Genomic DNA, 13,110 nt, shown 5'->3' on the forward strand with positions numbered 1-13,110 from the left:
AGGGATAGAAGAACTACAGTTGATTCCCTTCGTAGCTTGATTATTTAATTTATAACTTATAGAATTTTTACCATAATTTATTTCCGTTGTCAAATAGGAACTGGTAATATCAGAAAAATGTAGAAGTTTGTCATTTTTACAATCGTCATTATGCTATAATATATGTGATTTTAAAAGAGGTGATTCTATGAATGATAAATGGCAAGCATGGATTGAGAAGTTAAAGTCCATAACTAACTTGTTTACCCATAAAAAAACAGTAAAAAGTGCACGTATTACGTACCAGGTATTTTGGAACCTTATGCTGCTTCTAATGACTGTTATCATCCTTGGGGGAGCATTTGCAACCGGTGTAGGAGCGGGCTATTTCGCTTCGCTCGTTAAGGACGAACCTGTTCGCTCATATGATAGCATGAAAAAAGATATTTATAATTATACGGAAACATCGGACTTATATTTTTCTGATAATGTCTATCTTGGGAAGCTACGTACAGATCTTGAACGTGAAGAAGTGAAAATTGATCAAGTTTCTGATTTCCTAGTAAAAGCCGTAATTGCAACAGAGGATGAGTATTTTTATAAACACAACGGTGTTGTGCCGAAGGCTGTTTTTCGTGCAGTATTCCAAGAAGTTACAAACTCTGCCAATCAAACAGGTGGAAGTACGTTAACACAGCAATTAATCAAAAACCAAATTTTAACCAATGAGGTTTCATTTGAAAGAAAAGCAAATGAAATCCTGCTTGCCCTCCGTTTAGAGAAGTTTTTTAGCAAAAAGGAAATTCTTGAAGCTTACTTAAATGTTTCAACATTTGGTAGAAATTCATCAGGTAAAAATATTGGCGGTGTTCAAGCAGCGGCAAAAGGAATATTTGGAAAAAATGCCAGTGAATTGAGTTTACCGCAGGCAGCCTTTATCGCAGGTTTACCTCAAAGCCCATTTGGTTATACACCTTTTACAAGAGAAGGTACTGTGAAAAATAATTTAGAACCTGGTCTTAGCCGAATGAAAACCGTACTAAAAAGGATGTATGATGGCGGCCATATTGATGAAGCACAGTATGCTGAAGCTTCTGCCTATGATATTACACAGGATTTTATTCCTGCAGGTGATAACCCGCTCGAAAAATATCCTTACTTAACATTTGAAATTGAAAAGCGAGCGATCGAAGTTTTAACCAATGTCTTAGCGAAAAACGACGGCTATGAAGAAAAGGATATAAAAGAAGATGAAAACCTTTTCTATAAGTATCGAACACTAGCCAACCAAAACTTACGACAAAATGGATACGAAATCCATACAACCATTAACAAAGAAATCTATGATGTCTTCCAAGATGTTAAAAACAATTACAAACACTATGGACCTGATAAGGATCAAAAAAAGCAAGACCCGGAAACAAATGAACCAATAACCGTCAAGGAACCTGTCGAAGTCGGCGCGATGCTGATTGAAAATAAAACGGGTAAAATCATTAGTTTTGTGGGTGGCAGAGACCACAATAAACAAGAACTTAATCATGCGACAAGCGCTGTCAGGCAAAATGGTTCAACGATGAAGCCATTGCTTGTCTATGGACCTGCAATTGAGTTAGGGAAAGCCTCACCAGGTACACCTTTACCTGATGTAGCTTTAAGGCTTGAGCCTTCCATTTCAAGACCTTGGCCTAACAACTATGATAAGAGGTACAGCGGGATTACCTCTGCAAGACATGCTCTAAAAAAATCTTATAACGTTCCTGCTGTTAAGCTATATAAAGATATATTAGACCAGCAGCCTGCAAAATATCTAGAAAAAATGGGCTTTACCTCCTTAACGAGGGAAGATTATACCAATCTCTCAACCTCTATTGGATCAATGACAAATGGAGTAACAGTTGAAGAAAACACCAATGCCTTTGCCACCTTTGCAAATGAGGGTAAATTTATTGATGCGTACATGATTGAAAAAATTGTCGACAAAGACGGTCAAATCATCTACCAGCATGAAGTAATGCCTGTTGATGTTTTCAAACCGCAGACTGCATTTTTAACGCTTGATATGATGCGTGATGTAATCCGTAGTGGTACAGCTCAGGGTCTCACAAGTAAATTGAAGTTTAATGCAGATTGGGCAGGTAAAACAGGGACTGGACATGAATATAATGATAATTGGTTTGTGGCTACGAATCCAAGTGTCACTTTTGGAATCTGGAATGGCTATGACACGCCAAAATCATTACAGACCAGTGGAATGTCCTATTCCCAGAGAACGAACAATTTATGGGCAGAATTAATTAATGCAGCTTATGATATTAAACCAGAGTTAATTAGCCCACAAGAATCATTTAAGGTTCCGACCGGAATTGTAAAGCGCTCGTATTGTGTAGTTTCAGGTTTGTTGCCTTCAGATGCGTGCACAAAGGCAGGTTTAGTTGAAAGTGATTACTTTAATGCTGAAAATGTTCCAACAAAACAGGATGATAGTTTGATTTCAGGTAACTATGTACAGATAGGCGATAAGAGGTATTTAGCTTTAGATACTACACCAGCTGAATTTACCAAACAAGGGGTCATCCTGAATCCGGACTTCGTTACACAAATGGTTGGAAAGAATTTTAGTGATACGAATCAACTAATACCAAAAATGGAACGTTGGGGAAATATCCTAGTTCCTAATGATAAAATGGTCGATAACGGCAAACGCCCTGATGGGGTGGCATTATCACTCTCTGGGAATAATCTTATTTGGTCTGCTCCAGCAGATAATGATATTGTTGGGTATCGCGTATATCAAAACGGTTCAAAAGTCTTGAGTATTATTAGCGGTTCTCCTCTTTCAGTCACTGCACCAATCGGTACTTATCATGTAACTGCCGTAGATATCGCAGGGAATGAATCAGCAATCTCTAATCTAGTGGATGTTGGGTTTGAACCTTAATTAAGGATCAGGAAAGGAGCCTGGATTAATTCCAGGCTCCTTTCCTTTTTAGGCATTTGCTACTATATGCCAGTATTTTCTATTTTATGATGACTCACTTTTTTGATAATGTCTGATTGGGTAGAGTGCTTTTTCAAGTGTAAGCAAATTCTTTTCCGTTATTTCAGCTTTTCTAGGGATTGGCTTGTACATATCATTGGGATCATCCCAATTTATAGGAAGAGTCACTGGTGCCTTTCCTTGCCAATGGTCGAGCCACTCCTGCGGTAAACTTCCTGAACAATTTGAGTTTTCAGTCATCTCCAACCAGATAAGTGCCCATGCTCTAGGAACAACCCGCCAAATATCATAGCCCCCGCCGCCAACTGCAACCCACTTACCTCCACAATATTGATGAGCTATTTCATGTGCGAGTTTTGGGATTTCACGATAAATTTTCATGGTGGCCGATAAATGCGTTAGCGGATCATAGTAATGCGAATCGGCTCCATTTTGAGTCAGGATAATATCAGGCTTAAAAAAATTAGCTACTTCCTTTAGTGATTGCGTGTATGCTTGCAGCCAGGATTCATCCTCTGTGAATGCATCAACTGGAATATTAAAGGAATACCCATAACCTTCCCCCTGTCCTCTTTCGTTAACATTACCTGTACCAGGAAACAAGTACCTCCCTGTTTCATGGATGGATAGGGTACAAACATTGGGATCATCGTAAAAGGACCATTGGACACCATCCCCATGATGGGCATCTGTATCTATATATAGAACCCTTGCATTATATTTACTTTGGAGATATTTAATGGCTACTGAACTATCATTGTAAATGCAAAATCCAGATGCTTTACCTCGAAATCCATGATGCAATCCCCCTCCTAGATGTAGGGAGTGAAGAGACTGGCCAGTCATAACTTGGTCGACAGCCGTTAATGTCCCTCCAACCAACAAAGCGCTAGCTTCATGCATATTCGGGAAAATGGGTGTATCTTCCGTCCCTAATCCATAATTTTCTGCCACTGTTTGTGGAAGCTGTCCATGCCCTGCCATTTTCACAGCTTCAATATAGCTTGGGTCGTGAATTAGACTGAGTTCTTCATCCGTTGCCATTCTCGGTGGAACGATTTGCTTAGGGTCCAGTGCATTTAATCTATGTAACAAATCCACCGTAAGCTTAAGTCGAAACTGATTAAATGGATGATCACTGTTGAATTTATATTTCAACAGCTCTTCTGAAAATATAAATGAGCACTGGTCATTCATTGGGAAACACCTGGCAGATTGGGCCATAAAACATCATGACCAGATTGTTTTAAATCCTCGATAAGAGCAGTAGGATTCATCGTTTGTATCCTTATTACGAGAATTTTAAATTGATCATTCTTTTTGTCAGGATAGACAAGAACACTCAAAATATTCGCTTTCCGACCTTTTATGATGCTGGTAATATCACTTAACTTTCCAGCAAGATTAGGTACCCTTATTTCAATTTGAGAACCAGGTTGATGGGCGCCAGTCAACTCAACAAGCGTTCTTAAAAGGTCAGTTTCAGTAACGATTCCAACGAGCTTCTGATTGTTTGTAATCGGCAGGCAGCCAATTTTATGTTCATAAAATACTGCTGCGATTTCTTCGACAAAATCTAGAGGATGTCCAGTAATAACATCTTTTTTCATGATCGATTCAACAGGCTTTTGCAGGTCCTCTATATGTTCGTCTGCCCGAAAAATAGAAGGGGCAGCATCACGAATATCAGATAACGTTACAATGCCAACAAGCTGTTGATCCGTATTAATAACGGGTATATGACGGATTCTTTTCATTTCCATTAATTTCATTGTGTCAGCAATTGAAACGGTTGGAGTCACCGTAATAATCTCCGTTTTCATTATCATTTCCACTATCATCCCTAAGGCCCCCTTAAAAGTTCGCATGAAATCTTGGTATCAATTTAGTATCAATACATAAAACGGTTCATAAAACGAAGGCGATCGAATCTTTGAATGGTATCTACATCTACCCTTTTACCAATTCTCGCCATTAGACAGTTGGCTGGATGGGAGCAAATTTCAGGGTCATCCGTTGCATACCACTCCAGGCCGCCAGCATTCATCATTTTCTCCATGATTTTTCGATACTCCCAAACATTTAAACCAGTTCCCTTTAAATCCCAATGCCAATAATATTCGGTTGTAATAATAAGGTAATCCTCCATGACGTCATCCATCATGGATACTGTAAGCAGATTCTTCCCCACTCCACATCCCCTAAATTGAGGAATCACTTCAATGGCACCTAATTCAATTAAATGGTCCATTTTGTCTTCAGACCAACGTTCAAGCGGGTCTGGAAAAAGGTATGTCACATACCCAACGATAGTATGGTGATGTCTTGCAATAATAATCCTGCCCTCTTCGAGTTGTGCAATTCCAACCAACGCTTGATGCTGCTGTTCTGGAGGACGAAATGCGGTAAGATGTTCGTGAAATTCATATCCTGCAAGTTTATCCGCAGAAATAGGACCTTCAATAATTAATTTTCCTTGGGGTGTTTTTAATTCTTTAGCATTATACGTTTTTTTATGTTCCATTACTTCACCGCCTGATAAATCATTCGCATATCAATTCTATTATACCGAATTTCTACCATTTTTTAGCTTGTATAACAAATTTATTAAAAAGATTTTAAAAATTGAGAATAATATATATTTGTACTATAATTATCACATACTATCATAAGGGGGAAATGGAATGAAAGTAGAAAAGCTACCGGTTATGCAAGGGGATCATAATTTAGCAAATTATGAAGAAAAGTATAGGAACTTCAGCTGGGAGGAGACTGAAAAGGAGTTCACCTGGAGTGAATCAGGTCTTGTAAATATGGCATATGAGGCAATTGACCGTCATGCTGAAACCTTCCGAAAGAACAAGATAGCCCTTTATTATCGTGATCATTCTAGAAATGAAAAGTACACTTTCAAAGAAATGAAAGAGCTTTCAAATAAAGCCGGAAATGTCCTAAAAACCTATGGCGATGTAGAAAAGGGTGACCGCGTTTTTATTTTTATGCCAAGATCGCCTGAGTTATATTTTACTGTTTTGGGAGCCATTAAGCTTGGGGCAATTGTCGGACCATTATTTGAGGCCTTCATGGAGGGTGCTGTAAGGGATCGTTTACAAGATAGTGAAGCAAAGGTACTGGTTACTACACCTGAACTGTTAGAGCGTGTACCTGTCGTTGAACTGCCAGCATTAAAGCATATTTTCCTTATCGGTCAAAATGTCGAAGAACAAGGACCTTACCTTGACTTTTTGAAAAAATTTGAAGGTGCGAGCAGCAAGTTACGAATAGAATGGGTTGACCGCACCGACGGCCTTATCCTTCATTACACTTCTGGGTCTACAGGTAAACCTAAAGGAGTACTGCATGTACATAATGCAATGATCCAACATTATCAAACTGCTAAATGGGTATTGGATTTAAAAGAAGAAGATGTTTATTGGTGTACTGCTGACCCAGGCTGGGTTACAGGTACATCTTACGGTATTTTTGGACCATGGTTAACGGGAACATCCAACGTCATCGTTGGTGGTCGTTTTAGTCCTGATACCTGGTACAAAATGATTGAAGACTTCGGGGTTACCGTTTGGTACAGCGCACCTACTGCTTTCCGAATGTTAATGGGAGCAGGAGATGAAATTGTAAAAAAATACAATTTAAGCAGCCTTCGTCATGTATTAAGTGTTGGGGAACCTTTAAATCCTGAAGTGGTAAAATGGGGAGTAAAAGTCTTTAACAAAAGAATACATGATAATTGGTGGATGACGGAAACCGGTGCACAGATTATTAGTAACTATCCATGTATGGAAATTAAACCTGGTTCAATGGGGAAACCGATTCCGGGTGTCGTGGCTGGAATCGTCGACGACCAAGGAAATGAACTTCCGCCATATCGTATGGGTAATCTTGCTATTAAGAAGGGCTGGCCTTCAATGATGCAAACCATTTGGAATAACGCTCAAAAATACGAATCTTATTTTATGCCAAGCGGTTGGTATTTTTCTGGTGATTCAGCCTATATGGATGAAGATGGATACTTCTGGTTCCAAGGTCGTGTCGATGATGTTATTATGACAGCTGGTGAACGAGTTGGACCATTTGAAGTAGAAAGTAAGCTAATTGAGCATCCGGCAATTGCAGAGGCTGGAGTAATCGGTAAGCCTGATCCAGTCCGCGGGGAAATCATTAAGGCTTTCATAGCCCTAAGAGACGGCTATGTAGCATCTGATGAACTTAAAGAAGAAATCCGTCTCTTTGTTAAAAAAGGTCTAGCGGCTCATGCAGCTCCAAGAGAAATTGATTTCCGAGACAAGTTGCCGAAAACGAGAAGTGGTAAAATTATGAGACGTGTCTTAAAGGCATGGGAACTAAACTTACCAACAGGTGATCTATCAACCATGGAAGATTAAATAAGCGCAAGCGCCCTGGTCAGCGGCGTATGGCCTGGAGCGCTCCAACTGAGATAAAGGAAACACGAAGAGCCGGAGGCGATTCGATGTTGACTTATCGTAGGGCGGAGAGCGAAGGACACTAGCCGCTAGGGCGCTGGAGCTGGACAGTAAACTAAGTTCAAAAACTTATACTTTCTTATCTTTTAAAAATAAGCGTAGGTGCCAGTTAAGGCGCCTACGCTTTTGTTTTTGGCTCTGTTAATACTCATTGTTGATTTTCGTGTAGAAAAATTTTTTAAGCGGCGAATTTCCGGCTAATGTCGATAATAGAGGCTTTAGGAGCAGATATAAGCGGAGACATTCCGACTAACTGTTCACAATAAGACAAAAGCCATCGATTTGGAACGTATAACCGGAAAAACTCCGCTTATTTTAAGGGAAATATGGGAATTTCCCGAAATAAACGGAATTTTTCCGCCTATTTTTCAAATTGAGTGAAATCAACATTTACCTTTAACACAGCCTTGTTTTTAATTAGTTGATTGACGTTGCTCAATCCGATGTGGCAGTAAGACAGTTTGCTCGTCTACCTCTTCTTTGTTCATAAGTTTCGTTAGCAATCGCATGGCGACAGCACCAATATCATATAAAGGCTGAATAATTGTAGTTAATTGCGGGCGTACCATTAGGGAAAGCCTAGTATTATCTGATGTAATTATCTCAAAGTCCTCTGGGATTTTAAATCCTTTATCCTGCGCACCATGAACGACACCTAGTGCCATTTCATCTGAACCAACGAGAATAGCAGTTGGTCTATCAGCTGCTTCCAATAATTTATCCAACGCTTCTATTCCAGAATCATAGGTGTAATCGCCTTCTACAATCAGTTCCTCATTAATGGCAATTCCAGCATCTTCTAACGCACGTCGATAGCCTTTAAGCTTTTTATGGGTATTTTTTGGCTCCTGTAGTGGTCCAACAACGAAAGCAATATTTTTATGACCTTTATCAATAAATTCTTTCACTGAATCATAAACCGCTTGTTCATAATCGATATTAACAGAAGGAATCTGTTCTGATTCCTCAATCGACCCTGCTAAAACAATTGGTACTGGTGACTTACCGAATTCCTCAACATGTTCACTCGTAATATTTCCACTCATAAATACAAGACCATCAACTTGTTTTCCAAGCATGGTATTTAATAAATGCAATTCCTTCTCTATGTTTTGATCGGAATTGCTTAAAATAATATTGTACTTATACATGGTAGCGATATCCTCAATACCACGTGCTAGTTCAGCATAAAAGATATTGGATATATCGGGAATAATGACGCCAACCGTTGTGGTTTTTTTACTTGCTAATCCCCTCGCAACAGCGTTTGGACGGTAACCAAGTCTTTCAATTACTTCTAATACTTTTTTACGAGTAACAGGCTTTACATTTGGATTTCTATTGACAACACGTGAAACAGTTGCCATTGAAACATTGGCTTCCCGGGCAACATCATAAATTGTAATATTCACGTTTAACACTCTCCTTAGACACTATACGTATTTTTCTTTATTTTACAGCATTTATCAACAATTTAGTCATTGTGATATAGTATACAATCTTTTATGTATTTAATCATACGATAAGAACAATAAAGCCGCAATTAAATTTGTCAACATTTCCACTATAATTTCATACTTTTCATAAGGCTTCACTATAGACCTCTTATAGTGACCGTTCCCCTGTTCCAAAATCACTTTCGGTCACTATAGACCTCCTTTGTTTAAGAAAAAAAGAAGCCCTCCGCAAGAATACGAAGGGCTACTCTCGTTTAATTAAATTCTTACAAGGTTCGAAGCAAGCAGATCACTATAAAAAGTATTAAACTGATCCAAGTTCATTTGTTGTTGTGCATCAGAAAGGGCTACTGCTGGATCTGGATGCACTTCCGCCATAACGCCATCCGCACCAATCGCAAGTGCTGCTTTTGCACATGGAAGGAGTAAATCTCTTCTTCCTGTTGAGTGAGTCACATCGACCAATACTGGTAAATGTGTTTCTTGCTTAAGAATCGGTACAGCTGAAATATCAAGCGTATTTCTCGTTGCCCGTTCGTACGTTCGAATTCCACGTTCACAAAGAATAATTTGCCCATTCCCTTGAGCCATAATATATTCTGCCGCATTAATAAATTCTTCAATTGTAGCAGCAATACCACGCTTTAACAGTACAGGCTTATTTACTGCACCGGCGGCTTTCAACAATTCAAAGTTTTGCATGTTACGGGCACCAATTTGGATCACATCAATATACTCAATCGCCATCTCAACATCAGCTGGATTTACAATCTCACTAATGACAGCCATATCATATTCATCAGCTACTCGTTTTAGGATCTTTAATCCTTCAACCCCAAGTCCTTGGAAATCATAAGGGGAGGTCCTTGGTTTATAGGCACCACCGCGAAGCAGTTTTAAACCTTTTTCTTTCATTGCTTTTGCCACTGTTGCAACTTGTTCATAAGATTCAACTGCACATGGACCAAAAACAAAATGCTGCTTGCCGTCCCCAATCGTTTCACCCTTCAGATTTACAATGGTATCTTCTGGATGTTTTTTTCTAGAGACAAGAAGTGCTTTTTGATGGTCATCTTTTTGCAAATCTAAACCGGCCTTAAAAATTTCCTTAAATAAATGGTCAATGGTGGCGTTATCGAATGGCCCATCATTATTTTCTTTAATCACATCAAGCATTTTTCTCTCACGGACCGGATCGTATTTGTAAACGCCTTGAGTTTCTTTTGCTTTCGCAATCTCTTGGACGAGTTGAGCTCTTTCGTTAATTAGCTTCAACAATTCTAAGTTAAGACCATCGACACGAGACCTTAATTGTTCCAAATTACTGTTGCTCACTTTTTGTCCCCGTCCTTTCAATAGCTTGACAGAATAAACAGTCAGCTAGTTCCCAATTCAAAAATTTTTTATCAATAATTAGGCTTAATTATAGCGGATATGATCTTTTTTGTCACGAACTTTTTCTTTAATGATTAAACGCTTTTAAGCACTAAAGTAACATATGATTTAATAGCTCATTGTATGCAGGCGATACTGAGATGTTGCCTATATATTTTCTGTTAGTGCATTTTTTATTGCACGGTTGGTAATTTTCCAGTGTGAAGCATTCCAGTCAGCCTTACCATTATTAAAGAGTAGCACTTGTGGTGATTCGTGTTTAATTTCAAATTTCTCGGCAATCTCTGTCGATAATGGTCGAGCATCTTGAACAGCTAAATAATAGGTAGGTACGCTTTGATCTTCCCCTGCATATTTTTGAAACTCCTTATATGCCGCGTCACTAATAGGGCATGTTAAACTATGTTTTAATAGAAAAAATCGGTCCTCTTGCTTCAGTAAGTCTTCAAATTGTGCTACTGTATCAATTTTTTTAAGCATATTTATTTTACCCTCCTAAATAATAAACGGTGAAGTCATTCTATCACTTCACCGTTTTTGATACAAATATTCCAATTAATTTTTTGAATATTCTCAATGTGTTACTTTGTATTCTTCCTCTTCAAACGCCTTTTTTGTTTCTTCCAATTTTTTTCGTATTGAACGTTCATTTACAGATTCTTTATTTGTATTTGGAACGTCTCCGATCGGAATATAATAATCTTCTTCTACATCATTTTGTATTTTCGTTTTATTCAGAAGTTGAGCGGTTTTTTCCTTAAGAGCATCAGCCTGGTTGGTAAACGTAGTTCGTAGCTCCTTCCCTGACTTAGGGGTTAAATAGATTGCAGCTGCTGCACCCACTAGCCCTCCAATTAGTGCCCCAAGCAAGAAACTGCCTGATGAGCTTTCACTTTTATTTTGATTTGTCTCGCGTGATTCGTATTCCTTACTGCTCATAATGGATTCCTCCCTAATAGTAAATTTCTATTTTGATCTTTCTCTTTTCATCTCATTGGCATTGCTATTGCTTTCTTTTTTCGCTACCTTCTTTGCATTCCATTTATCTTTTAGTTCCAGAAAAACATTGCTCCATTGTACAATTTGGGAGATTTTTTCTTTGTTTTCTTCTACTTGTATATCAAATGAATCAGTTAAGTTTTTTAATGTACCATTGAATTTAGTTACAGTTGACCCGACGTCTTTTACTGCAATGACAACACTATTTAAACTTTTTGACTTATCCTGAATATCATCGGCAAGTGCATTCGTTTTCTGTAAAAGTGCGGTTGTTTCTTGTGTGACACCGTCCAACTGTTTTTCTAATCCAATTAGCGTTTTTGAGACACTAGACAGCGTTTCTTGAAGTGAGTTTAGGGTCTTTGATAAATAAATCACCAGCACTAAAAAGGCAATCGCAATCAAAGCGACGCTTACGTATAAAATTATTTCCATATGGTATTTACCTCCGCCTATTTACCTTTATGTATTACCTATCATTCGCTGTGTTAAACGTAAAATAGGTATCATATACTACTTCAAGATGATTGTCTCATTTTCCTGCAATGGATTACAATCGTTTTAACATTTAAAGTTGAATTTTTAACACTTTGTGAAGGAATCGGTTACAATATAGTATGTAGATTTAGATTTTTGTAGGAGGACTGCTACATGAAAGACCCACGTATTGAAAAATTAGCGAAAAATTTAATTAACTACTCTGTTGACTTACAAAAGGGTGAAAAAGTTTTAATCGAAAATTTTGGCCTGCAACGTGAGTTGGTTACGGCATTAGTCAAGGAAGCCTATCTTGCTGGTGGATATCCATTCGTTCTATTAAAAGATCAACAAGTAGATCGTGCTTTACTTCTTGGTGCAGAAGATGAGCAATTCAACATGATGGCCGATTTTGAAGCAAATGTGATGAGTAAAATGGATGCATACATAGGTCTTCGATCTGGTGATAACATTAACGAGCAAGCGGATGTCCCAGATGATAAGGTGAAGATTCACGGAAATACAATCGGGAAAAAAGTCCATCGTGACATCCGTGTTCCGAAAACAAAATGGGTAGTTCTACGATACCCAACATCCAATATGGCACAGTTAGCAAAAATGAGTACCGAAGCCTTTGAGGACTTCTATTTTGATGTTTGTAATTTAGATTATGGAAAAATGGATAAAGCCATGGACAGCCTTGCTGAATTGATGAACCGAACAGACAAAGTTCGTATCACAGGTCCAGGAACTGACCTTCGTTTCTCCATTAAGGACATCCCTGCCATTAAGTGTGCTGGTCTCGCAAATATTCCTGATGGAGAGGTGTATACTGCACCAGTCCGGGATTCTGTAAATGGAGTCATTACCTATAATACCCCATCTCCTTACCAAGGATTTACATTTGAAAATGTAAAACTGACTATTAAAGATGGCAAAATTATCGAGGCTGTTGCGAATGACACTGAACGAATCAACAAGGTTTTTGATACTGATGAAGGAGCACGATATGTTGGAGAATTTGCCATCGGTGTGAATCCCTATATCTTAAATCCAATGCAGGATATTTTGTTTGATGAAAAGATTGCTGGCAGCTTCCACTTTACACCGGGGCAATGCTATGACGAGGCTTTTAATGGAAACCATTCGAATATTCACTGGGATATGGTGAACATTCAACGCCCTGAATACGGCGGGGGTGAAATCTATTTCGATGATGTCTTGATTCGAAAAGACGGCCTTTTCGTCATTCCTGAACTAGAAGGATTAAACCCAGACAATTTAAAATAAATAACAAAGG

11 protein-coding genes and 1 other annotated feature (1 of these 12 only partly in view) are annotated in these 13,110 nt (G+C 38.5%); of the genes, 3 read left to right on the forward strand and 8 right to left on the reverse strand.

Annotated elements, in window-relative coordinates; genetic code table 11:
- Positions 1-42: a binding site (T-box leader), on the reverse strand (it extends 172 nt beyond the left edge of the window).
- Between the two features lie 145 nt (positions 43-187).
- Positions 188-2,920 carry a transglycosylase domain-containing protein gene (locus BLR86_RS05975; protein ID WP_090759273.1) on the forward strand — a complete coding sequence of 911 codons (2,733 nt, stop codon included), beginning with the start codon at positions 188-190 and terminating at the stop codon, positions 2,918-2,920.
- 84 nt (positions 2,921-3,004) lie between these two features.
- Here BLR86_RS05975 and BLR86_RS05980 read toward each other — a convergent pair whose 3' ends face one another.
- Genes BLR86_RS05980 through BLR86_RS05990 form a run of 3 tightly spaced genes read right to left on the reverse strand, consistent with a single transcriptional unit; the run spans position 3,005 to position 5,504 of the window.
- Positions 3,005-4,177 carry an acetoin utilization protein AcuC gene (locus tag BLR86_RS05980; RefSeq protein ID WP_090759275.1) on the reverse strand — a complete coding sequence of 391 codons (1,173 nt, stop codon included), beginning with the start codon at positions 4,175-4,177 and terminating at the stop codon, positions 3,005-3,007.
- Positions 4,174-4,821, reverse strand: a complete 648-nt coding sequence (locus BLR86_RS05985) for an acetoin utilization AcuB family protein (protein WP_090759277.1) — start codon at positions 4,819-4,821, stop codon at positions 4,174-4,176. Before BLR86_RS05985 ends, BLR86_RS05980 begins: the two co-directional genes overlap by 4 nt.
- Positions 4,822-4,871: 50 nt before the next feature.
- Positions 4,872-5,504 carry a GNAT family N-acetyltransferase gene (locus BLR86_RS05990; RefSeq protein WP_090759279.1) on the reverse strand — a complete coding sequence of 211 codons (633 nt, stop codon included), beginning with the start codon at positions 5,502-5,504 and terminating at the stop codon, positions 4,872-4,874.
- Positions 5,505-5,664: 160 nt separating this feature from the next.
- On the opposite strand from BLR86_RS05990, the gene acsA reads away from it, so the two are divergent.
- Complete coding sequence (acsA, locus tag BLR86_RS05995) at positions 5,665-7,383, forward strand: acetate--CoA ligase (RefSeq protein ID WP_090759282.1); 1,719 nt, start codon at positions 5,665-5,667, stop codon at positions 7,381-7,383.
- A 512-nt stretch (positions 7,384-7,895) separates the two neighbouring features.
- Here the strand turns inward: acsA and ccpA are convergent.
- From ccpA to BLR86_RS06020, 5 genes are all read right to left on the reverse strand, one after another.
- Positions 7,896-8,894 carry a catabolite control protein A gene (gene ccpA, locus BLR86_RS06000; protein ID WP_090759284.1) on the reverse strand — a complete coding sequence of 333 codons (999 nt, stop codon included), beginning with the start codon at positions 8,892-8,894 and terminating at the stop codon, positions 7,896-7,898.
- Between the two features lie 303 nt (positions 8,895-9,197).
- Positions 9,198-10,274 (reverse strand): bifunctional 3-deoxy-7-phosphoheptulonate synthase/chorismate mutase, encoded by a 1,077-nt coding sequence (locus BLR86_RS06005; protein WP_090759286.1) that lies wholly within the window; start codon positions 10,272-10,274, stop codon positions 9,198-9,200.
- A 207-nt stretch (positions 10,275-10,481) separates the two neighbouring features.
- Complete coding sequence (gene ytxJ / locus BLR86_RS06010) at positions 10,482-10,814, reverse strand: bacillithiol system redox-active protein YtxJ (protein WP_090759288.1); 333 nt, start codon at positions 10,812-10,814, stop codon at positions 10,482-10,484.
- A gap of 93 nt (positions 10,815-10,907) precedes the next feature.
- Positions 10,908-11,273 carry a YtxH domain-containing protein gene (locus tag BLR86_RS06015; RefSeq protein ID WP_090759290.1) on the reverse strand — a complete coding sequence of 122 codons (366 nt, stop codon included), beginning with the start codon at positions 11,271-11,273 and terminating at the stop codon, positions 10,908-10,910.
- A 27-nt stretch (positions 11,274-11,300) separates the two neighbouring features.
- The gene (locus tag BLR86_RS06020) at positions 11,301-11,768 is read right to left on the reverse strand and encodes a DUF948 domain-containing protein (protein WP_090759292.1); all 468 of its coding nucleotides are present in this window, start codon (positions 11,766-11,768) and stop codon (positions 11,301-11,303) included.
- A gap of 216 nt (positions 11,769-11,984) precedes the next feature.
- On the opposite strand from BLR86_RS06020, the gene BLR86_RS06025 reads away from it, so the two are divergent.
- Complete coding sequence (locus BLR86_RS06025) at positions 11,985-13,100, forward strand: aminopeptidase (RefSeq protein WP_090759294.1); 1,116 nt, start codon at positions 11,985-11,987, stop codon at positions 13,098-13,100.
- The last annotated feature ends 10 nt before the right edge of the window (positions 13,101-13,110 follow it).

Origin of the sequence: Bacillus sp. OK048 (assembly GCF_900103525.1) — a bacterium.
In the GTDB taxonomy this organism is placed as follows: Bacteria; Bacillota; Bacilli; order Bacillales; family Cytobacillaceae; genus Neobacillus.

Excerpts from the sequence above, each read along its gene's own strand:
- BLR86_RS05975 (WP_090759273.1), top strand. The coding sequence starts at position 188 with ATGAATGATAAATGGCAAGCATGGATTGAGAAGTTAAAGTCCATAACT.
- BLR86_RS05980 (WP_090759275.1), bottom strand. The coding sequence starts at position 4,177 with ATGAATGACCAGTGCTCATTTATATTTTCAGAAGAGCTGTTGAAATAT.
- BLR86_RS05985 (WP_090759277.1), bottom strand. The coding sequence starts at position 4,821 with ATGATAGTGGAAATGATAATGAAAACGGAGATTATTACGGTGACTCCA.
- BLR86_RS05990 (WP_090759279.1), bottom strand. The coding sequence starts at position 5,504 with ATGGAACATAAAAAAACGTATAATGCTAAAGAATTAAAAACACCCCAA.
- acsA (WP_090759282.1), top strand. The coding sequence starts at position 5,665 with ATGAAAGTAGAAAAGCTACCGGTTATGCAAGGGGATCATAATTTAGCA.
- ytxJ (WP_090759288.1), bottom strand. The coding sequence starts at position 10,814 with ATGCTTAAAAAAATTGATACAGTAGCACAATTTGAAGACTTACTGAAG.
- BLR86_RS06015 (WP_090759290.1), bottom strand. The coding sequence starts at position 11,273 with ATGAGCAGTAAGGAATACGAATCACGCGAGACAAATCAAAATAAAAGT.
- BLR86_RS06020 (WP_090759292.1), bottom strand. The coding sequence starts at position 11,768 with ATGGAAATAATTTTATACGTAAGCGTCGCTTTGATTGCGATTGCCTTT.
- BLR86_RS06025 (WP_090759294.1), top strand. The coding sequence starts at position 11,985 with ATGAAAGACCCACGTATTGAAAAATTAGCGAAAAATTTAATTAACTAC.